The following is a 25,812-nucleotide window of genomic DNA, read 5'->3' as shown; positions in this document are numbered from 1 at the left end:
CAATAACAAACTGCGTTAATGAGGCATTGCAGGAATCAGGCCAGAAATTGATTTGTTGTATACAACAATTGTATTTCATGTATACGATTCCTGTATTCAATGACATTAACCGGAGTCGGTAATGAAGAGTGAAAACGGCCTGAAAACCGCTTCAGACCTGAATGATAAAGATGAGCCGATCTATCAGGCATTGATGACGGCGATTGTTGAGCATCAGCTGCCGCCAGGCAGCAAATTACCGGAAGAGGCGCTGTCGGAGGTGTTTGGCGTCAGTCGCACCGGGATTCGCAAAGTGCTGCAACGCCTCGCGGCGGTGCAAATGATCACCCTGACGCCCAAACGTGGTGCACAGGTGGCGACGCCGACGGTCGAAGAGGCGCAGGATATCTTTCGCAGTCGCTCAATTATTGAGTGTGCCAATTTGCCCTTCGTGCTGGAGCATTGTCAGCCACCTCACCTGGCGGCACTGGAAAAGCTGATACACCAGGAGCAGCAGGCACATGAGGATCATGATGGCCCGGCGGCTATTCGCCTTTCGGCGGCTTTTCATATTCAGTTGCAGGCCATTTCCGGCAATCAGGTGCTGGCCGAAATGGTGACGCGACTGACCCAGCGTTCGTCTTTAGTGGTCGCCGCATACGGTGCGCCCTGGCAGCAAGGATGCCGCTGTAACGATCATCAGAAACTGGTTGATCTGCTGCGTAAAAGAGCGCTTCAGCCGCTAACCGAGGCTTTACAGCAACATTTCGCCCATATTGTGGCAAGCCTGCACTTTGAACGCAGTGGTGAAACTTTACCGGACTTCGTCCGCCTTTTTACTGCGCAGGGGGCGCGTTAATGATGCAAAAACAGATTATTCAGGTGATTAACCCCAATACCAGCCTGGCAATGACGGAAACCATTGCCGTGGCGGCGCGTGCGGTAGCGGCTGCCAATACTGAAATTGTTGCGGTGTCTCCTTCGCACGGGCTGCCTTCGATTGAGGGCCATTTCGATGAAGCGATTGCCACGGTTGGCGTGCTGGAACAGATCAAACTGGGGCGTGAACAGGGCGTCAGTGGCCATGTGATTGCCTGCTTCGGCGATCCGGGGCTGTTGGCTGCACGTGAACTGGCCTGTGGGCCGGTGGTGGGTATTGCGGAAGCCGCAATGCATATGGCAACGCTGGTCGCCACACGCTTCTCGATCGTCACCACCTTACCGCGCACGCTGGTGATTGCCCGTCATTTATTGCGCCAGTATGGCTTTGAACATCACTGCGCAGCGCTGCATGCGATCGATTTACCGGTGCTGGCGCTGGAAGATGGCAGCGGAATTGCACAAGAGAAAGTTCGCGCGCGTTGTATACAGGCAAAACGCGAAGACGGCAGTGGTGCCATCGTGCTGGGATGCGGCGGTATGGCCACGCTGGCGCAGGAGCTGACGCACGAGCTGGGACTGCCGGTTATCGATGGCGTCGGCGCAGCGGTAAAAATGGTTGAATCGCTGGTGGCGCTGGGGTTATCAACCAGCAAGTATGGCGACCTCGACTACCCGAGGAAAAAAGCCGCAACCGGTGCTTTTCAGCATCTTAACTGAGTGGATGATTCGGCTCGACGACAGGAAATCTGATAATGAATGATGCGGTAGAAAAGAAAGAATATAGCTTCAATATAAACTATCCGCGCGACCTGCGAGGATATGCCGGTAAGCCACCGCACGCGGCATGGCCGGGCGAGGCGCGTATTGCGGTGCAGTTTGTCCTCAATTATGAAGAGGGCGCGGAAAATAATGTGCTGCACGGTGATGCCGGATCGGAGCAGTTTTTATCAGATATTATTGGCGCGGCCAGCTATCCCGAACGGCATATGTCAATGGATTCGCTGTATGAATACGGCTCACGCGCCGGCTTCTGGCGTATTCATAATGAGTTCCAGAAACGTGGTTTGCCGCTGAGTGTTTTTGGCGTGGCGATGGCGCTGGCGCGCCACCCGGAAATCGTCGAGGCCATCAAACAGGCTGATTACGATGTGGTCAGCCACGGCTGGCGCTGGATCCACTATCAGGCAATGGATGCCAAAAGCGAGCGCCAGCATATGCAGCAGGCGATTGATGTGTTAACCGATTTGTTCGGTAAAGCGCCGACTGGCTGGTATACCGGCCGTGACAGTCCTAACACCCGGCGGCTGGTGGTTGAGCAGGGCGGTTTTACTTATGACAGCGACTATTATGGCGACGATCTGCCGTTCTGGACGCAGGTGACCTGTCAGGACGGTTCAGTGAAACCCCATCTGATCATTCCCTACACGCTGGAAACGAACGATATGCGCTTTGCGACGCCGCAGGGCTTTAATAACACCGAGCAGTTTTATACCTATCTGAAAGACAGCTTTGACGTGCTGTATGAAGAGGGCGAGAGCGCACCGAAAATGATGTCTATCGGTATGCACTGCCGCTTGTTGGGACGTCCTGGGCGATTCAGAGCGTTACAGCGCTTTCTCGATTACATCCAGCAGCATGAGAAGGTGTGGATCTGTACCCGCCAGCAGATTGCTGAGCACTGGATTAAAACGCATCCGGTGGCGTAGCGGAAACTTATACGGGCGGCTTAACCCTTTTGCCGCCCGTTACGGTGAAGACCCGGGTAGCTTCGTTAGGTCATTAAACTCACCTGTGCCGCCACAATCCGCCAGCCAGCGGGTAACTTCACCCAACTCTGCTGCTGGCGACCAATCTTGTCGCTACCCACGCGGGTAAATTCGGTACTGCACACCGCGTAATCTTCACCAAAGGTGGTGATGACCGTATTGCGTAACTGACGATCCAGACCGGCGGAGGGACGCGCGGCGCGAAAAGCGCGGATCTGCTCAATCCCGTATAAATTCTCACCGGCACCCAGCCGCACGGTGCGGTCGTCGTGCCAGAACAGTTCATCCAGCACTGCCGTATCATTGCCAACCAGCGCCTGTTCATAACGGTAAAATGCCGCGGTGACTTCGGCGACAACCGCCGGACGGTTAATCTCTTCACTCTTCATTTTATCTGCTCACTGTAGCGGCTTTTGCGATAACCAGACCCTGCTGTTCCAGCGCACGTGCGGCGCGCAGAGCCATCTCTTCTTTAAACGGTGCGGCAATCAGCTGCAGACCAATCGGTAATCCCCCGGCGGTTTGCAGCGGTACGGTAGTGACCGGCAAGCCGAGGAAGGAGATCGGCTGCGTCAGCATGCCCATGCTGGCACGCGTTGGCAGATCTGTCCCGTTGATATGCATCGTCTCCTGGCCAATAGTGGTGGCGCTGCAGGGCGTAGCGGGGGCAATCAGCACATCAAATTGTGCAAACAGCGGCAGGACCTGCTGCTGGAAATGACGGCGGAAACGTTGGGCCTGAATATACCAGGCGGCCGGGATCATGGCGCCAGCCAGCAGGCGTTCGCGTGATAGTGGCTCAAAGCGTTCCGGGGTGGCACGCAGTGCCGGTAGATAATGATTACCGCCTTCCGACGCGCTAATCAGAAACGCGGAAGAGCGGGCGATTTCGGCATCGGCGAATGTCACCTCATCACTGGCGTTCAGTGCGCGTGCCGCCGTCGCCACTGCGCTGCGGGCATCGTCATTACACCACTGCTGGAAATAGCCGCCGAGCACGCCGCAGCGCAATCCGTCCAGCCCTTTGTTCAGTGCGGCCAGTGTCGGTTGCGGCGGCTGATTGGCCTGGAAAGCATCAGCGGGATCGTGACCCTGTAAGGCGTCATAGACCAATGCCAGGTCTGCCGTGCTGCGGGCAAACGGGCCAATATGATCGAGGCTGGCAACAAACGGATGGCTGCCGCTGCGCGACAGGCGGCCAAAGGTCGGTTTCAACCCCAGAACGCCACACAGTGAGGCAGGGACTCTGATTGAACCATTAGTATCCGTGCCGAGCGAGAAATGCACCAGTCCGGCAGCCACTGCTGCGGCTGAACCACCCGACGAGCCTCCGGCGATCCGGGTGAGATCACGCGGATTGCGCGTCGCACCGTAGTGGCTATTTTCGGTGGTAAAACCGTAAGCGTAGGCATCCATATTCAGCATGCCAGAAAGCATTGCGCCAGATTGTGCCAGTTTGTTCACTGCCCAGGCATCCTCTCGCGCCGCAGGGCGATCGCGGAACAGGCTGGCTCCAGCCAGCGTGCTGTAACCCGCGACATCAAACAGATTTTTAACCGCATACGGCACCGCCGCCAGTGGCGGTAACGGCTGACCGTTACGGCGCTGCCTGTCGATAACATCGGCTTCCTGCCACATGCGGTCGGCGGTGATTTCCGTCCAGGCGTTAAGTGCCGGATTGTGCTGTTCAATTGCGCTCAGCGTATGTTGAGCAATTTCACGCGCGCTGAGATCGCCGCTCGTCAGCGCGTTTTGGAGTTGAGCAATGCTCAGTTCTGCCAGATTCATGCCTGATAAACTCCCGCCACTTCCAGTCGATCGTCGAGGGGATAAGCCATCAGCGGTGCCGACATCGCGGCAATACGACTGAATTGGCTGTGCAGCTCGGCACGGCGTGCATCGTCCAGTTCCAGCGCCAGCAGCTGTTCCATTTGCGCCAGATAAGCGGCCCAGTCAGAGGTACTCGTCATCATCTTCTCCTGTTAAAAACCGGCAGCGCTGCCGTTGCTGCGTGGGTCGAATGCCCCCTCCAGCATGCCGTTGTTATGCCGCACAATGGCGCCCGCATGGCCGACGGCTTCACTGAAATCCGGCAGAATTTCCACTTCATGGCCCAGTGCGCGCAGGGTAGCGACGGTTTCAGCGGAAAAGCGGCCCTCCAGTTTCAACGAGTCGGATGCCTGCCCCCAGGTGCGGCCCAGCAGCCAGCGCGGTGCGCTGATCGCCTGCTGGAGCGGTAAGCCCTGCACCACGTGACGATTAAAAATTGCCGCCTGAGTTTGCGGCTGACCGTCGCCGCCCATTGAGCCATACACCAGCGTGCGACCATCATGCAGCCTGGCTGCCGCCGGATTAAGGGTATGGAAAGGCTGTTTTCCCGGTGCCAGTGCCAGCAGATGATCGGGTTGCAGGCTAAAGGCCGCACCACGGTTTTGCCAGGTAATACCGGTATCCGGCAACACCACACCGCTGCCAAATTCGTGATAGATACTCTGAATAAATGACACCGCCAGCCCGCTGCTGTCCATTACCCCCATCCACACCGTATCGCCCGGCCCGCGCCCGGTTCCCCACGGCGCGGCTTTAGCGTCGTCAACTTGCGCCGCCATGGTGGCGAGGCGATCGGCATCCAGCAGCGACTGCATCTCTTCAGTGATATGGCGCGGATCGGTGATGTATTGATCGCGCAGGCTGAATGCCAGTTTGGTGGCTTCAACAATGCGATGTACGGTTTGCGCATCATCGGCTTCGGCCATATTCAGCCGATCGGTGATGCCAAGGATTGCCAGCGATACCAGTCCCTGAGTCGGCGGCGTCATATTGTAGATTTCGCCCTGCTGATGTGAAACGCGCAGCGGCGTACGGCGCTTCGCCTGATGGTTGTGCAGATCTTCCAGCGTGATCGGCATGCCGAGCCGCGACATCTCCAGCGCCAGCTTAGTGGCCAGTGGGCCACGGTAGAAGCTGTCCAGCCCGTCGAGGGTCAGCGCACTAAGCGTATTCGCCAGATCCGGCTGAGTAAAACGACTGCCGGCGCGTGGTGCTTCACCGTCAGGCAAAAAGGTGCGGGCAAAACCCGGTTGATTGACCAGTTCGCTCAATTTGCTCTGCGTGGCCGAGGCCTGCGACTGGGTAACCGGAATACCGTCGGCGGCATAGCGAATCGCATCGGCCAGCAGTCGGGCAACCGGCTGTTGCGCACCGCCCAGCTCTTTCGACAGCTTCAGCGCTTCCGCCCAGCCGCTAACGGTACCGGCCACCGTCAGCGCCGCTTTAGGACCGCGATGCGGAATGACTTTTTCATCGCTGTAGTAATCGAAGTGTGCCAGCGATCCGGCCGCGCCACTGGCATCAATGGCTATCGGCTCGCCTTTGGGTGGCATAATCAGCCAGAAGCCGTCACCGCCGAGGCCATTCATATGCGGGTAAACGACGGCGATAGTCGCGGCAGCGGCAACCATTGCTTCAATGGCATTGCCGCCTTCGCGCAGCACCGCCAGTGCACTTTCACTCGCCAGATGGTGAGGTGCCACCGCCATACCCAGCGGGGCCATATTACTTTGAATCATCTGTGGCTCTTTTTTTTTCGGATAACAGAGAGCTACAGTGAAGCAAGAGATGTTCCAGTTTTCCAAATTTTTCGTCAGCGGCGCTGAGGCTGATTTGGAGTATGCTATGTTCAGTGAAACGAAAGTTACAAGAGATCGCCATGAAACAGCTTGATGAACGCCTGAAAAGCCATTACCCGCAGTTGTCGCCGCAGGAGCAGCGCATTGCGGACTTTGTCTTTGATCATTTTGACGATCTTATCAGCTATAACAGTGCGGAACTGGCGCGTCTCAGCGGGGTATCGAAAGCCACCGTCAGCCGGTTGTTTAAACGGTTAGGCTATGAAAAATATAAAGATATGCGTGATGAACTGCGCACTTTACGTCAGAGCGGCATGCCGTTAACCGATAATCGTGATGCGGTGCAGGGCAATACGCTGTTAGCCCGCCACTATAAGCAGGAGATGGCCAATCTGACGCAGTGGGTTAACAGTATTGATGCGACACAGTTTGGTGAAATTGTGCAGGCCCTGGCGCAGGGTAAGCGGATATTTATTGTCGGCCTGCGTAATGCCTATCCGGTGGCATTGCACCTGCGTCAGCAGCTGATACAGGCGCGTTCGCAGGTGTATCTGCTACCTCAGCCGGGGCAGACACTAGCGGAAGAGCTGGTGGATATTACGCCGCAGGATGTGGTGATGGTGGTGGCATTTCGCCGCCGTCCGCGCATTATCAAGCCGATGCTGCAGCAATTACAGCAGGATAATATTCCGGTATTGCTGATATGTGAACCGCAGGCGCAGGGTGTAATTGCGCTGTCCCGCTGGCAGCTGTGCGCCTCGCTGGACAGCGTTTCCGCCTTCGACAGTTACGGTTCGGCGATGAGCGTGGTCAACCTGCTGGCCAACGCCTTGCTGCACGAATTATTGTCGCAGGGACGTCAGCGCATCCATCAGATTGCCGACCTTTATCAGCACATGGACGAGCTGGAACAACGATAACAGGGCACCATTTTGGTGCCTTGCCTCTTTTTGGTTCATTCTTCCGTTAGCTTTTCTGCGTATTTCCTTACTTACTCTTCATCTAAATCTGCTGGTTAGCTAAATCCTGCCGTCGCTGCGTCGTTGGCACATTAGTTGCAGAATGCATTTACAAGAATCTTTTGTTTCATGATTAACTAACCGGGGTATGATGATGAAAAAAGTATTGATGGCGGCAATGGGCGCAGCGCTGATGTTAAGTCAGGTCACGCAGGTAATGGCCGATCAGTTGCAGGACATCCAGAAACGCGGCGTACTGCGCGTAGCAGTGCCGCAGGATTTCCCGCCGTTTGGTTCAGTCGGTACTGATTTACAGCCGCAGGGCTACGACATCGATATGGCGAAATACCTCGCAAAGCAGATGAAACTTAAGTTGCAGCTGGTACCGGTTACCAGTGCCAACCGCGTGCCGTATTTGCAGACTGACAAAGTCGACCTGGTGATCTCCAGCATGGGAAAAAACGCTGAGCGTGAAAGAGTGATCGATTTCACCCGCGCTTATGCACCGTTCTTCCTCGGGGTGTTTGGCCCGAAAGATACCGCGCTGAAAGATGCTGCTGAGCTGAACGGCAAGTCGATCGGCGTTACCCGCGGCGCGGTGGAAGATATGGTGTTAAGCGAAGTGGCACCGAAGCAGGCACAGGTTAAACGTTACGAAGATAACAATACCACGCTGTCCGCTTATCTCTCTGGCCAGGTGCAGTATGTCGCGACCGGGAACCTGGTGGTTGCCGCAATTTCACGCCAGAACGCGGATAAAGCGCCGGTGGCGAAATTTATGTTGAAGGATTCCCCGTGTTTTATCGGCCTGCGTAAAAACCAGCCGGCGCTGAAAGAGAAAATTAACGCGCTGATTGAGCAGGCAGAAGCAGATAAGACGTTGAATGGCATGTCGGAACTGTGGCTGAAAGCCCCTCTGCCAGCCAACTTAGGCGCGTAAGGACGGGAAGATGATCGGACAACTCGACTTTGCCGCGCTGTGGCCCTACTGGCCGGAACTGCTGTCCGGTCTGTGGGTGACCATCCAGCTCACCGTGCTGGCAACTATCGGCGGCGTTGGGCTGGGCATTTTCGGCGCGGCGCTGCGCAGCGGCAAACCTTGCTGGCTGAGCCGTATCTGGGGGCTGTACGTAGAGCTGATTCGCAATACCCCGTTTGTGGTTCAGCTGTTTTTTATCGTTTTTGGCCTGCCGAATATGGGGGTGAAACTCACCGCTGGCGAGGCCGCGCTGCTGGCGATGCTGATTAATCTTGGCGCCTACAGTACCGAGATTATTCGCGCAGGCATTCAGGTGACGCCAAAAGGGCAGTGGGAAGCCGGACGCGTTCTGGGCCTCAGCCGCTCGCAGACTTTTTTTCGCGTGGTGCTGCCGCCGTCGCTAAAACGCATTTATCCGGCGCTGGTCAGCCAGTGCATTATCGTGATGCTCGGCTCGTCAGTGGTGTCGCAGGTCTCCTATGAAGAGCTGACCTTTTCCGCGAACCTGATTCAGTCGCGGACCTTTTTAAGTTTTGAAGTCTACCTGGTCGCCACGCTGATGTATCTGGCGCTGTCGATTGCCATGCGTCAGATACTGCTGGCCGCAGGGCGTAAATGGTTTGGAGAGCAGCCATGATGACCACTTTTACCGACTGGGACATCCTGCGCAATCTGCTGCTGGCAGCGCGCTGGACCATCCTGCTGTCACTGACAGCTTTTATTGGCGGCACGCTGGTGACCATACCGCTGCTGCTGGTGCGTTTAACCGGTCGCCGCTGGCCGCTGCGTATTATTCGCGGCTACGTTGAACTGTTTCAGGGCACGCCGCTGCTGATGCAGCTGTTTCTGGCGTTTTTTGGTGTGGCACTGTTTGGCATTGATGTGTCGCCGTGGACCGCCGCCTCGCTGGCACTGACGCTGTATACCAGCGCGTTTCTGCTTGATATCTGGTACGGCAGCATTAAGGCGCTACCAAAATGTCAGTGGGAAGCCTCGCGCTGTCTCGGGCTGAGTTTTGGTCAGACACTGTTTCGGGTGATTGCGCCGCAGGCGGTGCGAATTGGCATTGCGCCGACCGTCGGCTTTGCGGTGCAGGTGATTAAAGGCACCGCGCTGGCGTCGATTATCGGTTTTATCGAGCTGACCAAAGCCGGAACCATCCTGAACAACGTGACGTATCAGCCATTTAAAGTCTTCGGGTTGGTGGCGCTGGGCTACTTCCTGATGTGTTATCCGCTGTCTCGCTACAGCCAGTATCTGGAGAAGAAATTTAATGCCGCTCATCACCATTAATCAGGTGCAGAAATATTACGGGCAGAACCACGTGTTAAAAGGCGTGGATCTGGATATCGAAATGGGTGAGGTGATCTCGATTATTGGCCGTAGTGGTTCAGGTAAAAGCACGCTGCTGCGCTGCATCAACGGGCTGGAAGGTTATCAGGAAGGCAGCATCAAGCTGGGTGGCATCACCATTAGCGACCGGGATTCGCAGGCGCGCGAAATCAGCCGTTCAGTCGGCATGGTATTCCAGAGTTTTAACCTGTTTCCGCATATGACCGCACTGGAAAACGTGATGCTGGCGCCGCGTCGGGTACTGAAAAAGCGCCCGGACGAGTGTCGCCAGCTGGCGGTGCAGATGCTGGAAAAGGTCGGTCTTGGCGACCGTATCGATTACTACCCGGCCAATTTATCCGGTGGTCAGCAGCAGCGAGTGGCGATTGCCCGGGCGCTGGCGATGACGCCGAAGGTACTGCTGTGTGATGAAATTACCTCCGCGCTGGATCCTGAACTGGTCGGTGAAGTGCTTAAGGTGCTGGAGCAGCTGGCGAAAGAGGGCATGACGCTGATTCTGGTCACGCACGAAATGAATTTTGCCCGCGAAGTCGGCGATCGCGTGGTGTTTATGCACCAGGGGCGGGTATGGGAGCAGGGCGACAGCCGTAAGGTTTTCGCTGATCCACAGACAGCCGAATTAAAACAGTTTATCTCCTCGGTGCGCGGTCTGAGCTAACGCATCAGGAACATTCAATAAGGAACCTAATATGGACATCACTCACTACCCACAAATCAATCCGCCACAGCGACTGCTGATGGGGCCAGGCCCGATCAATGCCGATCCCCGCGTGCTGCGTGCGATGTCGAGCCAACTGATTGGCCAGTATGACCCGGCGATGACTCACTATATGAATGAAGTGATGGCGCTGTATCGCGCGGTATTCCGCACCGAGAACCCATGGACGCTGCTGATTGATGGGACTTCGCGTGCCGGTATCGAAGCGATTCTGCTGTCGGCGATCCGGCCAGGTGACAAGGTGCTGGTGCCGGTATTTGGCCGTTTTGGCCATCTGCTGTGTGAAATTGCCCGCCGCTGCCGCGCGGAAGTGCACACCATCGAAGTTCCGTGGGGAGAAGTGTTTACCCCGGATCAGATTGAAGATGCGATTAAGCGCGTGCGCCCGCGTCTGCTGCTGACAGTGCAGGGTGATACCTCAACTACCATGCTGCAGCCGCTGGAAAATCTCGGTGAGATCTGCCGCAAATATGACGTGCTGTTTTATACCGATGCCACCGCATCATTCGGTGGTAATCCGCTGGAAACCGATGCCTGGGGGCTGGATGCGGTATCGGCCGGAATGCAGAAATGTCTGGGTGGCCCGTCGGGCACCTCGCCGATCACCCTCAGTCCGCAGATGGAAGCGGTGATCCGCAAACGTAAATGCGTCGAGGAGGGGATCCGCACCGCCGACCATCAGAATGGCGACGATGAGATGATCTGGTCCAACTATTTTGATCTCGGCATGATCATGGATTACTGGGGGCCGGAACGTCTTAATCACCATACCGAAGCCACCACCGCGCTGTTCGGCGCCCGTGAGTGTGCACGATTAATCCTGCAGGAAGGGCTGGATAACGGTATTGCCCGCCATAAATTGCATGGTGATGCGATGCTGGCCGGTATTCAGGGCATGGGGCTGGAAACCTTTGGCGATCTGTCGCACAAGATGAATAACGTGCTGGGCGTAGTCATTCCACAAGGGGTGAATGGCGATCTGGCTCGTAAGCTGATGCTGGAAGATTTCGGCATTGAGATCGGCACTTCGTTTGGTCCGCTGGTGGGTAAAGTGTGGCGCATCGGCACCATGGGTTATAACGCGCGCAAGGATTGCGTATTGCAAACGCTGGCGGCGCTGGAAGCGGTGCTGAATCACCTCGGCTTTAACACCACCCAGGGTGCGGCAATGCAGGCAGCATGGGATAGCTACAGTAACGGGAGCCGCTGATGAGTGACTGCCTGATGAATGCAAGCGACGCCGGGCTGGCGGCCAGTCGGGTAATGGCGCGCTGCGATGCGTTGGCCGAAATCAGCGAGAGCACCGGTAAGCTAACGCGCGTCTACCTGTCGCCGGAGCATATGCGTGCCAACGCGCTGGTGGGTGAGTGGATGAAGGCAGCGGGCATGCAGGTCTGGCAGGACAGCGTCGGCAATATTTGCGGTCGTTACGAAGCGGCGGAAGCCGGCGCCCCCGCGCTGCTGCTGGGCTCGCATCTTGATACGGTGCGTAATGCTGGCCGTTACGACGGCATGCTTGGCGTGCTGACCGCCATCGAAACCGTTCAGTATCTGCATCAACACCAGCTGCGTTTACCGCTGGCGATTGAGATTGTCGGTTTTGGTGATGAAGAGGGCACGCGCTTTGGCATTACCCTGCTCGGCAGTCGTGGCATCACCGGCAGCTGGCCGCAAAGCTGGGTGTCACATCCGGACGGCAACAGTATTACCGTGGCTGAAGCGCTGGCTGATGTCGGGCTGAATGCTGCGAATATTTCGCAAGCGGCGCGTGATGTGAATGCAATCGTTGCCTATCTGGAGCTGCACATTGAGCAGGGGCCATGTCTGGAACAAGCCGATCTGGCATTAGGTGTGGTCACCGCCATTAACGGTGCGCGCCGGCTAAACTGCCGCTTTACTGGCGAAGCGGGTCACGCCGGCACCGTGCCGATGAATCAGCGCAAAGATGCGCTGGCCGCCGCCGCCGAGTGGATGCTGTATATCGAAACCAGCACGCCAGAACATCATCCGCAGCTGGTGGCGACCGTCGGTAGCCTGCAGTGCTCGCCTGGCGCGGTCAATGTTATTCCGGGTGAGGTTGATCTGACGCTGGATGTGCGCGGGCCGGAAGACCAGCCGCTGGCGGAACTGCTGTCTGCTCTGCTGACGCAGGCGGAGGCTATTGCGCTGCGTCGTGGGCTAAAGTTTCATGCCGAAGAGTATTACCGTATTGGCGCTACCCGCTGCGACGCTGGGCTGCAGTCGACAATAACCCAGGCGGTAACGCAGGTGCAGGGCCGCAGTTTATCGCTGCCGAGCGGAGCCGGGCACGATGCGATTGCGATAGCCGAACGCTGGCCGGTCGGCATGCTGTTTGTGCGTTGCGATCGCGGTATCAGCCACCATCCGGCAGAATCGGTTACCAGCAGTGATGTTGCCAAAGCGGTCCAGGCCTATCTGCAAGTGGTTCACAATGTGGCCTGTCAAGGCGATGTTCTCCGCGCCAGTGCCGGAAATTTGCATCAGGAGAACAGATGACACTCGACCAATTTAACCAATTTAACGCCGCCGATGCCCACGCCGCAATCGCCCACTGCGTCGCGATTCCCGGCTGGAGCAGCGCACTGCTGGCCGCTCGTCCTTATGCTTCACTGGATGCGTTACTGGATTATGCCGATGCGCTTGCCAGCCGCTGGAACAGCGCCGACCTGCTTGAGGCACTTTCGGCCCATCCTCGCATTGGCGAGCGTGCCAAAGGCGAAGGCAAAGAGGCCGCGCTGTCTCGCCAGGAGCAGTCATCGGTCAATCATCACAATCTGCAACTGCAACAGGCGTTGCGCAGCGGTAATGCCGCCTATGAACAGCGCTTTGGTCAGGTGTTTCTGATTCGTGCCAAAGGGCGTACTGGCGAGCAGATGCTGGCAGAACTGCAGCGTCGACTGGCGAATGAACCCTTGCAGGAGCAGCAGGAAGCGCTAATCCAGCTGCGAGAAATCACTCAGCTGCGTCTTCGGGAGATTTTCCAATGAGCACGATTACCACACACGTCCTTGATACTGCGCTCGGCAAACCAGCCAGCGGCGTGGCCATTTTGCTGGAGAAACAGTGCGCAGACGGCTGGCAGTCTCTGGCGCAGGGACAGACCGACAGCGATGGACGCATTAATGCGTTAACGCCTGAGCCACTGGCCGCGGGGCATTATCGGCTGACGGCGGCAATCGGCAACTACTTCACCGCCAGCGGGCGTGATGCGTTGTATATCAGCGCGCAAATTGATTTCGTTATCCCGGCAAGCGGCAACCACTACCATCTGCCGTTTCTGATTTCACCGTGGTCGTGGTCCACTTATCGCGGTTCCTGAAATCGATTATCAGTCCAGCGGTGGCATTCTCGCCGCGCGTGCTAATCATCGCAACGGGAGTCGGAAACGCTCCCCTACAGTTATGTTGAGGTCATCCACCATGAGTCTCACTCCCGTCAGGCCTGAAGACACGCGTTACCCGGCAGGAAAAACTTTTGCCTGGGGACTGCAACACGTATTGACCATGTACGGAGGCATTATTGCGCCGCCACTGATCATTGGCTCCGCCGCTGGCCTGCATGCCAGCGAGATTGGCATGCTGGTAACCGCCGCGCTGTTTGTCAGTGGCTTTGCCACCCTGCTGCAAGCGTTAGGTCTGCCTGGCTTTGGTTCGCGGCTGCCGCTGGTGCAGGGTGTCTCTTTTGCCGGTGTGGCGACCATGGTGACGATTGTCAGCGGCGGCGGCGGGCTGCCGGTGGTATTTGGTGCGGTGATAGCTTCTTCGCTGATTGGCTTACTGATTGCGCCGTTCTTCGCCCATATCATTCGTTTTTTTCCGCCGGTGGTGACCGGTACGGTGATCACCATTATTGGCCTGTCGTTAATGCCGGTTGCGGCGCGTTGGGCGATGGGCGGCAATGCGAAAGCTGCCGACTGGGGCGCACCGTCCAATATTGGCCTGGCGGCGCTGACGCTGGCGGTGATCCTGCTGCTGAATAAGCTCGGCAATGGCGGACTAAAACGGCTGGCGATATTACTGGCGATGCTGGTGGGTACGCTGTTTGCGGTTATCAGCGGCAAAACCGATTTCTCGGCGGTGATGCAGGGGGATTTTGTCGCGCTGCCTGGCGTGATGAGTTTTGGCCTGCCGGTATTTGATCTCGCCGCTATTCTGTCGATGCTGCTGATCGTGCTGGTGTTATTAACCGAAACCACAGCCGGATTAATTGCCGTCAGCGAAATTGTCGAAACCGATATCGATGGTAAGCGGATAGCCAGTGGGCTTCGCGCCGACATGCTGACCAGCGCGCTGGCGCCGCTGTTTAACTCTTTCCCGCAGAGCGCTTTTGCACAGAATATCGGACTGGTGGCGATGACCGGTATCAAGAGCCGCTATGTCGTGGCGGCGGGTGGAGTTATTTTAGTGATCCTTGGTCTGCTGCCGGTTCTGGGGCGGGTGGTGGCCTGTATTCCGATGCCGGTACTGGGTGGGGCTGGAGTGGTGCTGTTTGGCACCGTGGCCGCCAGTGGTATTCGTACTCTGGCAAAAGTCGACTATAAAGATAATATGAACCTGGTCATTGTCGCTACCTCAATCGCCTTCGGTATGATCCCTATCGTGATGCCAGCATTTTATGACCAGTTTCCGGGGTGGGTGCGCACGTTATTACATTCCGGCATCAGCGCCGCTTGCCTGGTTTCTGTCAGCCTGAATATCCTGTTTAACTGCCTGAAACGCGGCGAGACCATCAGCATACGCTCTTAATTAACACTGTCCGGGGCGAAAAATCAATTTTCCCCCGATCATTACGCATCTCCGTTATAGTTATGGCTAAATAAATCTCAGTCTATTTTTCCACTATATGGAATTTATCGCTTTATTATCCCCAATTGCTGTCCATTATTACTGGCCTTTTCTGGCACTCTGACACTTTTCTGATTGAAAACTAAGGTGGATATAATAATTTATCTTAGTTGCCTGTACCGCTAACAGAAGGGGATCGCTGATTTGCATCAGGCGAATTTGTTGACATAATTGCCCGGTAGCAAAAGTTATTCAGGCCAAACCAGCGGAAGAAATAATGGAAAGCACGCGGTGATATAATATGGTAATAAACTATAAGCCTTATATTTAGTGTGATTCATTATTATTTATGGAAAATACACTTCAGCGGTCCTCCCCCCCCTTTGGGCAGCTGCTGTGCTATTGATTACCGTATAACCAGGGCAGATGCAGTAGGCTTTAAAATAATAACTAATGTGCAGGGAGCACGCTCCCTGCCAATTAATTCAGCTATAAACGAAAGGCATCGGCATCGCGCCAGGCTGGAAACTTTTCACGATATTCACGCAAATTTTCCAGTGACAGCTCTGCATCCAGTCGCGCGGGCTGATGAGGCTCAGCAGTCGCCAGCAGTTCACCCTGCGGACTGATGATGCGGCTGTCACCGCTGTACTGATGATGATTACCGTCACTACCGGTTCGATTACAACCCGCAATATACGCCTGATTCTCAATAGCACGCGCCAGCAGCAGTGACTGCCAGTGTAACGCGCGTGCGGCTGGCCAGTTGGCAACATACAGCGCCAGGTCATAATCATTTTGATTACGTGAGAACACCGGAAAACGCAGGTCGTAGCAGATCTGTGGCAAAATACGCCAGCCGCGCCATTCAACAATCATACGACGATCGCCAGCCTGATAGTGATGATGTTCATCCGCCATACGAAACAGATGACGCTTATCATAGCTGTGCAGCGTGCCATTAGGCTCAACCAGCATAAAACGGTTAACCGCCCCTGTTGCAGTCTGAATTGCTGCACTGCCACCAACCATTGCATGGGTCGACTTAGCCTGCGCCTGTAACCACTCAAGCACGCGTGCCTGAGGCAGTGAACGCTGCGCCGCTTCCATGGCGAAACCGGTGGTAAACATCTCCGGCAGAATAATCAGGTCGCGTTGCTTAATATCCGCCAGCAGGCTGGCGAAGTGGCGCAAATTCGCTTCGCCATCCATCCACACCAGCGGCTGTTGCAGTAGCGTGAGTTTTAGAGTTGACACAGTCGCTCCGCAGCAGCGTCCAGCGTGGCTTCCTGTTTGGCGAAGCACAGGCGGATCAGTTTATGAGGGAATTCATCAGCGCAGAATACCGACAGCGGAATCGCGGCCACGCCAACTTCTTTTGTCAGCCACTGGCAGAAACTGACGTCATCAAGATCGGAAATGGCGCTGTAATCGGCCAGCAAGAAATAGGTACCTTCGCATGGCAGGATCTCCAGGCGGCTGTCAGCCAGCGCCTGCACAAAACGGTCACGCCGCGCACGGTAGAACGCCGGCAGCTCACGATAGTGTTCCGGCTCAGCACGCAGCATATCGGCGATGGCCAGTTGAGCTGGAGTATTGACTGCAAAGGTCAGATATTGATGCACTTTACGAATTTCTGCACTGATCGCCGCTGGTGCCACGCAATAACCGACTTTCCAGCCGGTCATATGGAAGGTTTTACCGAATGAAGAGACGGCAACCGCCCGCTGACGCAGCTGGGGATGCGCCAGCACGCTGACGTGGCCCTCTGCGGCAAAACAGATGTGCTCGTACACTTCATCACTCAGCACATAAATTTCCTGCTCAGCAATCGCTTCCCACAGCGCGGCAAAATCGCTTTTCAGCCAGACGCTGGCGGAAGGATTATGCGGCGTATTGAGGATGACCAGCCGTGTACGCTCCGACAGCAGTGAGGCAAACTGTTGCCAGTCAACCTTGAATCCCGGTGGTTGCAGCGCGATGCGCTTCATCACGCCGCCGGCCAGCGTCACCGCAGGTGCATAGCTGTCGTAGCTCGGATCGAAGCAGATCACTTCATCACCTGGCCGCACCAGCGCGGTAATCGCGGCATACAATGCTTCCGTCGCTCCGGCGGTGACGGTGATATCGCTGTTGGCGTCAGGCTTGTGGCCATAAAGCTCAGCGGTTTTATCAGCAATGGCTTCACGCAGCGGCTGCACACCCGTCATCGGCGCATACTGGTTGGCGCCCTGGCTGACATGATATGCCAGCCGCTCCTGCAAAAAACGTGGGCCGTCAAAATCCGGAAAACCCTGCGACAGGTTAATCGCCTGATACTGCTGCGCCAGTGCGCTCATTTGCGAGAAAATAGTGGTGCCGAGTGCCGGAAGTTTGCTTTCGGGAATCAAGGGTGTCTGACTCATGGCTGGTTGACCTTTCGGGCTGATGTCTGTGAGGTTAAAGCTGGATTATTGCCACTATAGCATAGTGAATTGGCCTGACGCCTCAGGTTAGCGGGACAACGGCAAAGCCGATTCTGAGGGATTATCCTTAGCCCTATAAAACCGCGTCTAAGGGGGATCGACTTAAGTTAGTACTAATCCGATAGGTTTTGATGGCGTGTCAGGGTTAAATGACAGGAGAAAACATCATTTTTTAGGAATAACATTAAATTAATTCGTTAGTGCAGTATGTTTGAAGTGTTTTCTCTATCAGGGCAACTTACCCTTTATCCAGTTATTTCCAGCGAGATACCCTCATCTTTATCAGGAATGAGTGGTTTTCCAGCTTTTAATGAATAATTTAATGCATAGCAGGATAATTAATAACTGACTTCCTTTTGCATTGAGTGCGCCAGGTTAATAGTTATAGTTTAAACCTTCTGATTTTACTCTTATGTTATTACCTAATGATGTTAAAGGATTAAGAACAGTAGAGTCCTGTTCTGATGAATGTCAGGGGAGAATAATCAGAAAAAAAAGATCGCAATGACATTTAATTTTTTATGGGTGATCTCTAACTCCCTTATTTGATTGGGTAAAGTAAATCTTTATGCGGAAGGCAGATGACATTATTATTGTTAAATACACGCTGTTGAGGCTTCATTTATTTTTCTGAACAATGCGCGATTATGGTGTTAAATTTACAGTAATAATCATTTTGCGATACTATGTTTTTAGTTATTTGCTATTTATAGATTTTATGGCTGTTATTTTTATTTTGGTTGGTGTTTTATGTTGTATCGAGTAGTGAGGTGGGGGTTATTATTATTTTTATGTGCTTGTGTGATTTTTTTTCTTTGCCTCGCGAAGCAAGTGTGTGAATATGACGCCCCGTCAATCATGATGAAAATATGATTGTGGGTTTAGATACTTCAATATAATCGTTCTGTGAAATGGAAACTCAAATATTACTTATAACATTGGCTATTAATAAGCCCGATGTTTTGCGTCTGGATTTCTGTAGTTTGGAAAGTCAGGGCGATAAGCAATGTAATGGCTATTATTAAATAAGGAAATTTAAAAAATGAAATTGAATGCAATTATGCTGGCAACAGCAATGACTCTGGTTACCTCTTCTGTTGCTTATGCAGCTGGTCAGGGAAGTGGCACTGTGACTTTCGAGGGCGATATTGTTAATGCGCCATGCAGTATTTCTCCAGGAACGACCGACCAGACTATTGCGATGGGTCAGGTCAGTAACAGGGTGCTGACCACTGTTGGAGAATCCACGCCGCAGCCTTTTAACATCGAACTGCAGGGTTGTGATGTTAACACCACCAATGATCAAATTACCTTTACCTTTAATGGACTGGCCGATCCAGCCAATGCCAATTTATTTGCTCTGAATGGTACCGCAAGCGGCGCGGGTATCAGACTGGTTGACCCAGCTGGTAAGGATATTAAACCGCATACTGCTACCGCTCCGCTCAATCTGGGCAATGGTAATGCCACGCTGACATTTAATGCCTCACTCAAACACAGCAATGCTTCAGCCGCTGTGGTTCCAGGACGCTTTAATAGTACTGTGAACTTCGAAGTCGCTTACCAGTAAAATTTAATGAGGATGTCATACTGGCATCCTCATTATTTCTGATTGGCGAGAACGAACTTAGCCAGATTAATCGCGGGCAGGAGAAGTTAATGAATAAAGTAAATTACTTTATTTAAGTTTTCCCTTAACTGCTTTGTGATTCTTTCTGACGGAAACGGACTTTTAATGATGTTCATGGATTTAGAATGACTGAGTTCATTATGTTTTTTTTTCGCAAGCGAAGAATAGTAAATCTGATTGTTTTAAGTTCAGCATTTAGCGGTTTTCCTGTTTACTCCGTTACTGAATTTAATACTGAAGTGCTGGCGACAGGAAAACGTAGCAAAGTAGATCTTTCTCGTTTTTCCGAGCCGCATTCAGTTTTACCCGGCAGTTATTTGCTGGAAATTAAAATAAATCAACAAACGTTCCCTCAACGCACAATTCAGTACTTAACTGATGCAAACAACCCAGGGCAACCGCGGGTCTGTCTGCCACCAGACCTGATTAAGCAAATGGCACTGAAGCCGGAAGCGGCTAAACAAATTACGCTTTGGTACAACGACGCTTGTGCTGATATCAGCGCACTGCCCGGAATTACGGTATCCAACCGCATTGGTCGCGGTGTGCTGGAGATAACCGTACCCCAGGCATGGATGAAATATTCCGACTCGAACTGGACGCCACCAGAGCAGTGGGATAACGGTCTGCCGGGTATTCTGCTGGATTACAATATCAATGCGTTAACCAGCCGCCAGCAGGACAGCAGTATTACCGCGGATAGCCTTACCAGCTACGGTACGCTGGGCAGTAATGCCGGCCCGTGGCGGCTACGAGCTGACTATCAGGCCAGTCTTCAACGTCAGGGCAGCCAGCGCAATACGGATTCATCACTGACTCAGGTTTATGCCTGGCGCGCTTTGCCTGAGTACGCGGCAAAAGTGATGGTTGGAGAGGCGTATCTCAACTCAGCGGTTTTCGACAGCTTCCGTTACACCGGGGCGAGTGTCGCCAGCGATGAACGGATGTTGCCGCCAAAGCTGCGCGGCTATGCACCCGAAGTGCGTGGTATCGCGAGAAGCAATGCCAAAGTGACCGTCTCACAACAGGGACGTACCTTGTATGAAACCACCGTGCCGGCAGGCCCTTTTGTGATTCAGGATCTGAGCAGTTCGGTACAAGGGCGGCTCGAGGTTAAAGTAGAAGAACAAGATGGCTCAATATCCAGTTTTCAGATTGATACAGCGACCATTCCTTACCTGACGCGTCCCGGCTATGTGCGTTATAACGTGGCGCTGGGCCAGCCTTCCACGCCTGATCATCAACTTCGCGGGCCGATTTTTTCCTCCAGTGATTTTTCCTGGGGGATAACGAATGCCTGGTCGCTGTTTGGTGGAGCATTGATTGGCGGCGACTATAACGCTGCCTCATTAGGCCTGGGGCGTGATTTAAATGTGTTTGGTGCGTTATCAGCAGATGTGACTCAGTCTTATGCACGTTTGCCAAATGCCCCTGTAGCCACTGGCAAATCATTTCGTCTGAATTATGCCAAACGTTTTGAAGAATTAAACAGCCAGATCACGTTTGCTGGTTATCGATTTTCGCAACGTAATTTTATGAATATGCAGCAGTTTTTGCAGGCAAATTACCGTGACGAAATGTTTACGCGCCAGGATAAAGAGCTTTATACCCTCACTGCCAATAAAACGTTTATGGCAGATGACAGTGCACAGGCAATAACGGTTTATCTGAGTTATTCGCACCAGACTTACTGGGATTCCCGCTCGGTCAATCGTTACGGGCTTTCTGCCAGCAGAATGTTCAATCTGGCGGGAATTAGTGGCATCAGCGCATCGTTATCCGCTTATCGCAGTGATTATCAGGGGCGTACTGACGACAGCGCAATGTTAAACGTTACGCTGCCGCTGGGCGATCATCGACGTATCGGTTATAGCCTTCAGACCAACAATAATGAAATTACCCAGAGTGCTTCCGTGGATGATTTCAGCGACTTAAATAACAGCTGGCAGCTGCGGGCCGGCCACAATCAGACGGGCAAGCTCATGTCGAGCGCCTGGTACTCCCACTCTGCACCTTCCGGCACATTGAATGCCAATGTTGGCTGGCAACAGGATAGTTATACCTCGCTGGGCGCGACCCTGCGGGGCGGCGTAACGGCCACCCGACACGGCATTGCTGCTCATCAGAATAGCGGTAATGGCGGCAGCCGATTGATGCTGGATACCGATGGTGTCGCCGGCGTACCGATTAATAATGGGCGCGCGTACAGCAATCGTTATGGTCTGGCGGTGATCTCTGACGTCAGCAGCTACTACAACGTTGATACACGTATTGATGTCAACCAGTTGAGTGATGATGTTGAAGCAACCCGTGCGGTAGTGCAAAGCACGTTGACCGAGGGGGCGATTGGCTACCGTCACTTTGAAGTGGTTCAGGGATATAAAGTGCTTGCCACCATTCGCCTGGACGACGGCAGTGAGCCGCCATTTGGCGCCACAATAATGACAGCAAAAGGCCGCGAGGCGGCGTTAGTCAACGAAAAAGGCGTGGCGTATCTGACCGGCATCAAGCCCGGAGAGAAACTGACACTTTTCTGGCAGGGCCAACCGCAATGCACCCTTAGCCTGCCTGCAAGCGAAAAGCCTCTTACCCGGCTGTTACTGCCCTGTAATGCACTTTAAATGAAATCACACCCGTGGGAGTCAAATTGTATGATGAAGTCGGTAAACCTCAATTTAATCGCCGCAGGCTTGCTGTGGGGAACTGTGATTCCACATGCCAGCGCAGCTATTACGTTGGATCGTACCCGCGTTATATATGTTAGCGATCAGAAGTCTATCAGTATAAATATTACCAATGAGAATAAACAATATCCTTTCCTTGCCCAGGCGTGGCTGGATGATGCTCAGTTACAGTCCATTGACGGCCCATTGATGGTTCTGCCGCCTATTCAGCGCGTTGAGCCGGGTGAAAGTAGCGTGGTGCGGATAACTCAGCTCCCTGAGGCCAGCCAATTGCCGCAGGATCGTGAGTCGCTGTTCTATTTTAATCTGCGAGAAATACCGCCAAAAAGTGAGCAGCCCAATTCTTTACAGCTGGCACTACAGACCAAAATTAAAGTGTTCTATCGACCAAAAGCGATTGTGGCAGCGAAAGATGCAGTGTGGCAGGAGAAGCTGGTATTCCGCCAGACCAGTACAGGTTTGATTGTGGAAAATCCGACACCGTTTTACGTCACGTTGCTTAATATGAAGCAAACAACCAAAAAGTCGGAAGGGGAAAAGGTTGATGAATTTAAAGCGCTAATGATAGCGCCGAACTCATCAGAAACCCTGGCGCTACCCAATTTAAAGCTTAGCAGCTTTACGGTGAGTTATATCAACGATCATGGTGGTTACCCGCAGTTACATTTTACCTGCAGTAACCAACTTTGCCGCGTTACGCCAGCCAGTAAAAAGTAAAAGGATAAACTTATGGGAATTTCTGGCTTGAGAATAAACAAAATTAAATCTGACTGGGGCACAGGGCGGCTGATATTTATTCTACTGTGTTTTCTGGGTGTCAGTTTTAAAACGCAGGCACTGGAATGCTATATGAATGTGCCTGGTGGTACAACGGAAGAAGTTGTGGATATAGGTACGCTGAAGGTACCGGCTACCTTGCCAGTCGGCAGCCGGTTATGGACCTCTGAAGAGAGGACCCGTACCGTGGTTTGTAAGGCATACGAAAATGTTCCTGCGGAATATGTCTATTTTTATCCAACGCCGAACCAGCCTGTTTTCGCGCCCGGGATTAAGATGGGGATTATATATAACGGTGCCGATTTGGGGATTAATAATAATAAGAAGCGAACAGATATATATGCCAATAAGGACAATTGGACGACCGCGACTATCAGATTTCAAATTTATCTTGAAAAAAGCGGAACTATCAACCCCGTTACCACAGACAGGGTGCAAGCTTTACAGTTGGATGGTGAATATGGAATTAATAATCAACCGGGTAAGAACTACAGCTTCTTTTTAACCGGCATGACGAAAATTGAGGTTATTCAATGCGCGGTATCAATCAATCTGGATAATCCCTCAGGCGTGAATTTTGGCACCTTGCCAGTTTGGGCGGCAGGTAAAGGGGAAATCGTTCGGAAAGATTTTAACCTGAGCATCAGCAAAAACAGTTGCTCTGAAGATTTTCAACTGGATGCCGACTTCACTGTAGTCAATGGCAGCCTGCTGGATGCTACCGGTCTGAATATGGATAACGGTTCGGTTATGCGCATCCGTGATAACAGCAATCCAAAGTGGATTGAATATAATCAGTTTCAGCCTTTTGCCGATATGACGGGGCGTGATTCTGTGTCCAAGAATTATTCTGCGGTGTTAGAAGCGACAGCAGATGGTCAGGAAGGTGATTTTAGTAAGAGCCTAATCTTGCGAATTAACTATCTGTAATGGAGCCAGGATGAAACATTTATTGATTAGCGCGATCCTGTTCAACATGGGAACTGTTCTTTCGCCGGCTGCATTTGCCGCCGATCTACAGATAGACTTTAGCGGTAGCGTTGTCGCCACTCCCTGTAATATCGATCCTGCGTCGCAGGCTCAGAAAGTGAACATCGGCTCGGTGGTCGATAAAATTATTTATCGCGATGGTCACACTGCGCAAATACCGTTCGAGATTAAACTTACTGGTTGTTCCACCAATGTAAGACAATCGGTTAATGTCACATTTACCGGTACGGAAGATCCTGTTTTGCCCGGAAAACTAATAATTAATAAAGGCGATAATGGTGTGGCACTGGCATTGTCTGACGAAAATAATGCCGCGCTGAATCTGGGAACTGCCACAGCTCCGATCGGGTTACAGACCGGTGAAACTATCCTCTCATTTTCCGCGAATGTGATCGGGCATCCGGACGCTATTCGCGATAAAACGGTGACGGCAGGGGCATTTAGTTCAGTGGCTAACTTTGAGCTTAGTTATAATTAGGGATAGTTTTCGGTGACAGTAAACATTACGCGAGTGACAGGTTGTATTCTGGCAGGGTATTTATTGATTGCTATGCATATCCACTGGCCGAATCGTGGTGGTAGCGGTTTTTATCTGCCCTGGAATATGGTTGGAATCATAGTGATGATGCTGGTGATAATAATTACCATGCGATTCTCTGGTTCCCCTCTATTCTCTTCGCGGCTATTTTCCGCTTTGTTAGTTGGCGGGGTGATTTTGCTGTTGCCCGCGCTGTGGAGTGCAGAACCGTGGCTTAGCGAAGTGATGCCGCGCCAGCTGGGATTACTGAGCGGTATATTGTTCTACTTTGCTTTGTTGCAAATTCCGCTCGATCATCGCTGGCGTCAGCGGCTGCTTTTATTGCTTCTGACAGCCGTTTTCATTGAAGCTATTTTAGGGCTGGTACAATATATTCTGCTGCAAAATTACAGTGGCAGCTGGATGGGATTTGATACGAACTATACCCGGCCCTACGGTATTTTCCAGCAGGTTAATGTGATGGCCAGTTTTATGGCATCCGGCCTGGCGCTGGCGCTCTGTTTGCTGGGGCGCAGGCAAACCAAAGGCCGCATCAGTCAGGGATTAATTGCTGGCGTGCTGGTACTGGCGCCGCTGCTTTTAATGATGATTCTCTCACGCGTAGGGTTGCTGGCAGCAATCTTACTGACACCCTTGCAGTTGATCATATTGTGGCGTAGTCACCCACGCCGCATGATGTATGCCCTGGCGCTGATCGCCAGCGGCGTGCTCTGCGGTGTGGTACTGATGCTGCTTAATGGTGCCGCGCGTGAAGTGACTTCAGCAGCGCCAGTGCTGTACCGGCTAATTTACTGGCAGGAAGCACTGCGGATGATTGCTGAGCGTCCATGGCTGGGATGGGGCTATGGGCACTTTGAGCATGATTTTATTAATCATTTCAATATTAATTACAATATTGAGAGCGTCTCCCATCCGCACAATGAGTTGCTGTATTGGGGAGTTGAAGGTGGCCTGTTAAGCCTGACAGGGATTGCCGTCATCACTTGGGGCGGCTGGTTATTGCTGCGTCGTATGCGTGCTCGCTTGCTTCGCCCGGGAGTATGGCTGGCAACGCTGCCGATTTTGCTGCATATGATGTTGGAATATCCGCTGTATCAGTCTGCCGCTCATGCTGTAATGCTATTGTTGCTGCTGCGGGTGTGTGATGTTCGCCGTCAAAATGAGATGCCATTGCAAATCCAGCCGCTTCTGCGCATTGGGATCGGTGCCATCGCCGCGTTGTTAATGCTGTATATGCTGAACGGTTTGCACAGCTCATTAATTATTACCGCAGTAGAAAAAACGGGTTTGCAGCAGTTTGACGCCATGTCAAAGGTGATGACTCCAACCCCCTGGCAAGCTCGTTACGACTTTGATGTTCAGCTTCACCAGATGATGAATTACTCGCAAACTCAGGATCCTGAGATTTTGCAGGGGTATCAGCGTTGGGCGGAGAATGAAATCCGCGTGCGGCCCGATGCCAATACCTACTTTAACTTAATTCAGGTCAGTAGAGTGTTGAATCAGTTAACACGCGCCGCGCAGTTAAAGCGGCAGGCTCAGAAATTATATCCGCAAGACAGTCGTTTCTGGTAACACGGTTAAGCGACATCGCTTTTTCTCGCTTCATTTCATCAAAGCCCGATGTTAGTATTTGGCAATCAAGACGCTTAGACGTC

The 25,812-nt window shown here is 53.2% G+C and carries 25 protein-coding genes; 19 read left to right on the top strand and 6 right to left on the bottom strand.

Annotation, left to right across the window (positions count from 1 at the left end; translation table 11 throughout):
• Nucleotides 1-121: 121 nt before the first annotated feature.
• Genes ACP3TC_RS16965 through puuE form a run of 3 tightly spaced genes read left to right on the top strand, consistent with a single transcriptional unit; the run spans nucleotide 122 to nucleotide 2,567 of the window.
• A complete protein-coding gene (locus ACP3TC_RS16965; RefSeq protein WP_313855926.1) occupies nucleotides 122-838 on the top strand; it encodes a GntR family transcriptional regulator in 717 nt (238 codons plus the stop codon).
• Between the two features lie 2 nt (nucleotides 839-840).
• Nucleotides 841-1,578 carry an allantoin racemase gene (gene hpxA, locus ACP3TC_RS16960; protein ID WP_390902529.1) on the top strand — a complete coding sequence of 246 codons (738 nt, stop codon included), beginning with the start codon at nucleotides 841-843 and terminating at the stop codon, nucleotides 1,576-1,578.
• Nucleotides 1,579-1,613: 35 nt separating this feature from the next.
• Nucleotides 1,614-2,567 (top strand): allantoinase PuuE, encoded by a 954-nt coding sequence (gene puuE, locus ACP3TC_RS16955; RefSeq protein WP_426816890.1) that lies wholly within the window; start codon nucleotides 1,614-1,616, stop codon nucleotides 2,565-2,567.
• 65 nt (nucleotides 2,568-2,632) lie between these two features.
• On the opposite strand, the gene hpxZ is transcribed toward puuE, so the two are convergent.
• The 4 genes from hpxZ to ACP3TC_RS16935 are packed head-to-tail and all read right to left on the bottom strand — an operon-like array spanning nucleotide 2,633 to nucleotide 6,196.
• Nucleotides 2,633-3,016 carry an oxalurate catabolism protein HpxZ gene (gene hpxZ, locus ACP3TC_RS16950; RefSeq protein ID WP_313855930.1) on the bottom strand — a complete coding sequence of 128 codons (384 nt, stop codon included), beginning with the start codon at nucleotides 3,014-3,016 and terminating at the stop codon, nucleotides 2,633-2,635.
• 1 nt (nucleotide 3,017) lies between these two features.
• Entirely contained in the window at nucleotides 3,018-4,415 is a 1,398-nt protein-coding gene (locus ACP3TC_RS16945) for an AtzE family amidohydrolase (protein ID WP_426816889.1), read from the bottom strand.
• Entirely contained in the window at nucleotides 4,412-4,600 is a 189-nt protein-coding gene (gene hpxX, locus ACP3TC_RS16940; protein ID WP_426816888.1) for an oxalurate catabolism protein HpxX, read from the bottom strand. The genes ACP3TC_RS16945 and hpxX overlap by 4 nt, the downstream gene beginning before the upstream one ends.
• 9 nt (nucleotides 4,601-4,609) lie before the next feature.
• Nucleotides 4,610-6,196 carry a gamma-glutamyltransferase family protein gene (locus ACP3TC_RS16935; RefSeq protein ID WP_313855933.1) on the bottom strand — a complete coding sequence of 529 codons (1,587 nt, stop codon included), beginning with the start codon at nucleotides 6,194-6,196 and terminating at the stop codon, nucleotides 4,610-4,612.
• Between the two features lie 140 nt (nucleotides 6,197-6,336).
• On the opposite strand from ACP3TC_RS16935, the gene hpxU reads away from it, so the two are divergent.
• The 10 genes from hpxU to ACP3TC_RS16885 all read left to right on the top strand — a co-directional run bounded on the left by hpxU (nucleotide 6,337) and on the right by ACP3TC_RS16885 (nucleotide 15,031).
• Nucleotides 6,337-7,176 (top strand): MurR/RpiR family transcriptional regulator HpxU, encoded by an 840-nt coding sequence (gene hpxU, locus ACP3TC_RS16930; protein WP_426816887.1) that lies wholly within the window; start codon nucleotides 6,337-6,339, stop codon nucleotides 7,174-7,176.
• A 193-nt stretch (nucleotides 7,177-7,369) separates the two neighbouring features.
• On the top strand, nucleotides 7,370-8,155 hold the full coding sequence (locus tag ACP3TC_RS16925; protein ID WP_313857602.1) for a transporter substrate-binding domain-containing protein: 786 nt from the start codon (nucleotides 7,370-7,372) through the stop codon (nucleotides 8,153-8,155).
• Between the two features lie 10 nt (nucleotides 8,156-8,165).
• Nucleotides 8,166-8,831: an amino acid ABC transporter permease gene (locus tag ACP3TC_RS16920; RefSeq protein ID WP_313855936.1), complete on the top strand. Its 666-nt coding sequence runs from the start codon at nucleotides 8,166-8,168 to the stop codon at nucleotides 8,829-8,831.
• The gene (locus tag ACP3TC_RS16915) at nucleotides 8,828-9,487 is read left to right on the top strand and encodes an amino acid ABC transporter permease (protein WP_426816886.1); all 660 of its coding nucleotides are present in this window, start codon (nucleotides 8,828-8,830) and stop codon (nucleotides 9,485-9,487) included. Before ACP3TC_RS16920 ends, ACP3TC_RS16915 begins: the two co-directional genes overlap by 4 nt.
• Entirely contained in the window at nucleotides 9,468-10,205 is a 738-nt protein-coding gene (locus ACP3TC_RS16910) for an amino acid ABC transporter ATP-binding protein (protein ID WP_426816885.1), read from the top strand. Before ACP3TC_RS16915 ends, ACP3TC_RS16910 begins: the two co-directional genes overlap by 20 nt.
• 31 nt (nucleotides 10,206-10,236) lie before the next feature.
• Entirely contained in the window at nucleotides 10,237-11,475 is a 1,239-nt protein-coding gene (locus ACP3TC_RS16905) for a pyridoxal-phosphate-dependent aminotransferase family protein (protein ID WP_313855940.1), read from the top strand.
• On the top strand, nucleotides 11,475-12,782 hold the full coding sequence (gene hpxK, locus ACP3TC_RS16900) for an allantoate amidohydrolase (RefSeq protein WP_313855941.1): 1,308 nt from the start codon (nucleotides 11,475-11,477) through the stop codon (nucleotides 12,780-12,782). The genes ACP3TC_RS16905 and hpxK overlap by 1 nt, the downstream gene beginning before the upstream one ends.
• Nucleotides 12,779-13,273 carry a 2-oxo-4-hydroxy-4-carboxy-5-ureidoimidazoline decarboxylase gene (uraD, locus tag ACP3TC_RS16895; protein WP_426816884.1) on the top strand — a complete coding sequence of 165 codons (495 nt, stop codon included), beginning with the start codon at nucleotides 12,779-12,781 and terminating at the stop codon, nucleotides 13,271-13,273. The genes hpxK and uraD overlap by 4 nt, the downstream gene beginning before the upstream one ends.
• Nucleotides 13,270-13,605, top strand: coding sequence for a hydroxyisourate hydrolase (gene uraH, locus ACP3TC_RS16890; RefSeq protein WP_426816883.1), 336 nt, complete (start codon nucleotides 13,270-13,272; stop codon nucleotides 13,603-13,605). The genes uraD and uraH overlap by 4 nt, the downstream gene beginning before the upstream one ends.
• Before the next feature lie 100 nt (nucleotides 13,606-13,705).
• Nucleotides 13,706-15,031, top strand: a complete 1,326-nt coding sequence (locus tag ACP3TC_RS16885) for a nucleobase:cation symporter-2 family protein (RefSeq protein WP_426816882.1) — start codon at nucleotides 13,706-13,708, stop codon at nucleotides 15,029-15,031.
• A gap of 528 nt (nucleotides 15,032-15,559) precedes the next feature.
• Here ACP3TC_RS16885 and ACP3TC_RS16880 read toward each other — a convergent pair.
• Nucleotides 15,560-16,327, bottom strand: coding sequence for an amidohydrolase (locus ACP3TC_RS16880; RefSeq protein ID WP_313855949.1), 768 nt, complete (start codon nucleotides 16,325-16,327; stop codon nucleotides 15,560-15,562).
• Nucleotides 16,315-17,475, bottom strand: coding sequence for a pyridoxal phosphate-dependent aminotransferase (locus ACP3TC_RS16875; protein WP_313855950.1), 1,161 nt, complete (start codon nucleotides 17,473-17,475; stop codon nucleotides 16,315-16,317). Before ACP3TC_RS16875 ends, ACP3TC_RS16880 begins: the two co-directional genes overlap by 13 nt.
• Nucleotides 17,476-18,595: 1,120 nt before the next feature.
• On the opposite strand from ACP3TC_RS16875, the gene ACP3TC_RS16870 reads away from it, so the two are divergent.
• The 6 genes from ACP3TC_RS16870 (at nucleotide 18,596) to ACP3TC_RS16845 (ending at nucleotide 25,729) form a co-directional block, all read left to right on the top strand.
• Nucleotides 18,596-19,105, top strand: coding sequence for a fimbrial protein (locus ACP3TC_RS16870; RefSeq protein ID WP_426816881.1), 510 nt, complete (start codon nucleotides 18,596-18,598; stop codon nucleotides 19,103-19,105).
• Nucleotides 19,106-19,290: 185 nt separating this feature from the next.
• Nucleotides 19,291-21,786 carry a fimbria/pilus outer membrane usher protein gene (locus ACP3TC_RS16865; protein WP_426816880.1) on the top strand — a complete coding sequence of 832 codons (2,496 nt, stop codon included), beginning with the start codon at nucleotides 19,291-19,293 and terminating at the stop codon, nucleotides 21,784-21,786.
• A gap of 33 nt (nucleotides 21,787-21,819) precedes the next feature.
• Nucleotides 21,820-22,566 carry a fimbrial biogenesis chaperone gene (locus ACP3TC_RS16860; protein WP_313857604.1) on the top strand — a complete coding sequence of 249 codons (747 nt, stop codon included), beginning with the start codon at nucleotides 21,820-21,822 and terminating at the stop codon, nucleotides 22,564-22,566.
• Between the two features lie 12 nt (nucleotides 22,567-22,578).
• Nucleotides 22,579-23,556: a fimbrial protein gene (locus ACP3TC_RS16855; RefSeq protein ID WP_313855953.1), complete on the top strand. Its 978-nt coding sequence runs from the start codon at nucleotides 22,579-22,581 to the stop codon at nucleotides 23,554-23,556.
• 10 nt (nucleotides 23,557-23,566) lie between these two features.
• The gene (locus tag ACP3TC_RS16850; RefSeq protein WP_426816879.1) at nucleotides 23,567-24,094 is read left to right on the top strand and encodes a fimbrial protein; all 528 of its coding nucleotides are present in this window, start codon (nucleotides 23,567-23,569) and stop codon (nucleotides 24,092-24,094) included.
• 12 nt (nucleotides 24,095-24,106) lie between these two features.
• Nucleotides 24,107-25,729: a Wzy polymerase domain-containing protein gene (locus ACP3TC_RS16845; protein WP_426816878.1), complete on the top strand. Its 1,623-nt coding sequence runs from the start codon at nucleotides 24,107-24,109 to the stop codon at nucleotides 25,727-25,729.
• Nucleotides 25,730-25,812: the final 83 nt, after the last annotated feature.

This window comes from Winslowiella sp. 2C04, assembly GCF_050037805.1.
In the GTDB taxonomy this organism is placed as follows: Bacteria; Pseudomonadota; Gammaproteobacteria; order Enterobacterales; family Enterobacteriaceae; genus Erwinia; species Erwinia toletana_A.
Note: the sequence above shows the minus strand (reverse complement) of the source record. Positions and strands in the feature narration are given on the sequence as shown.

Excerpts from the sequence above, each read along its gene's own strand:
- ACP3TC_RS16965 (WP_313855926.1), top strand. The coding sequence starts at position 122 with ATGAAGAGTGAAAACGGCCTGAAAACCGCTTCAGACCTGAATGATAAA.
- hpxA (WP_390902529.1), top strand. The coding sequence starts at position 841 with ATGCAAAAACAGATTATTCAGGTGATTAACCCCAATACCAGCCTGGCA.
- puuE (WP_426816890.1), top strand. The coding sequence starts at position 1,614 with ATGAATGATGCGGTAGAAAAGAAAGAATATAGCTTCAATATAAACTAT.
- hpxZ (WP_313855930.1), bottom strand. The coding sequence starts at position 3,016 with ATGAAGAGTGAAGAGATTAACCGTCCGGCGGTTGTCGCCGAAGTCACC.
- ACP3TC_RS16945 (WP_426816889.1), bottom strand. The coding sequence starts at position 4,415 with ATGAATCTGGCAGAACTGAGCATTGCTCAACTCCAAAACGCGCTGACG.
- hpxX (WP_426816888.1), bottom strand. The coding sequence starts at position 4,600 with ATGATGACGAGTACCTCTGACTGGGCCGCTTATCTGGCGCAAATGGAA.
- ACP3TC_RS16935 (WP_313855933.1), bottom strand. The coding sequence starts at position 6,196 with ATGATTCAAAGTAATATGGCCCCGCTGGGTATGGCGGTGGCACCTCAC.
- hpxU (WP_426816887.1), top strand. The coding sequence starts at position 6,337 with ATGAAACAGCTTGATGAACGCCTGAAAAGCCATTACCCGCAGTTGTCG.
- ACP3TC_RS16925 (WP_313857602.1), top strand. The coding sequence starts at position 7,370 with ATGAAAAAAGTATTGATGGCGGCAATGGGCGCAGCGCTGATGTTAAGT.
- ACP3TC_RS16920 (WP_313855936.1), top strand. The coding sequence starts at position 8,166 with ATGATCGGACAACTCGACTTTGCCGCGCTGTGGCCCTACTGGCCGGAA.
- ACP3TC_RS16915 (WP_426816886.1), top strand. The coding sequence starts at position 8,828 with ATGATGACCACTTTTACCGACTGGGACATCCTGCGCAATCTGCTGCTG.
- ACP3TC_RS16910 (WP_426816885.1), top strand. The coding sequence starts at position 9,468 with ATGCCGCTCATCACCATTAATCAGGTGCAGAAATATTACGGGCAGAAC.
- ACP3TC_RS16905 (WP_313855940.1), top strand. The coding sequence starts at position 10,237 with ATGGACATCACTCACTACCCACAAATCAATCCGCCACAGCGACTGCTG.
- hpxK (WP_313855941.1), top strand. The coding sequence starts at position 11,475 with ATGAGTGACTGCCTGATGAATGCAAGCGACGCCGGGCTGGCGGCCAGT.
- uraD (WP_426816884.1), top strand. The coding sequence starts at position 12,779 with ATGACACTCGACCAATTTAACCAATTTAACGCCGCCGATGCCCACGCC.
- uraH (WP_426816883.1), top strand. The coding sequence starts at position 13,270 with ATGAGCACGATTACCACACACGTCCTTGATACTGCGCTCGGCAAACCA.
- ACP3TC_RS16885 (WP_426816882.1), top strand. The coding sequence starts at position 13,706 with ATGAGTCTCACTCCCGTCAGGCCTGAAGACACGCGTTACCCGGCAGGA.
- ACP3TC_RS16875 (WP_313855950.1), bottom strand. The coding sequence starts at position 17,475 with ATGAGTCAGACACCCTTGATTCCCGAAAGCAAACTTCCGGCACTCGGC.
- ACP3TC_RS16870 (WP_426816881.1), top strand. The coding sequence starts at position 18,596 with ATGCTGGCAACAGCAATGACTCTGGTTACCTCTTCTGTTGCTTATGCA.
- ACP3TC_RS16865 (WP_426816880.1), top strand. The coding sequence starts at position 19,291 with ATGACTGAGTTCATTATGTTTTTTTTTCGCAAGCGAAGAATAGTAAAT.
- ACP3TC_RS16860 (WP_313857604.1), top strand. The coding sequence starts at position 21,820 with ATGAAGTCGGTAAACCTCAATTTAATCGCCGCAGGCTTGCTGTGGGGA.
- ACP3TC_RS16855 (WP_313855953.1), top strand. The coding sequence starts at position 22,579 with ATGGGAATTTCTGGCTTGAGAATAAACAAAATTAAATCTGACTGGGGC.
- ACP3TC_RS16850 (WP_426816879.1), top strand. The coding sequence starts at position 23,567 with ATGAAACATTTATTGATTAGCGCGATCCTGTTCAACATGGGAACTGTT.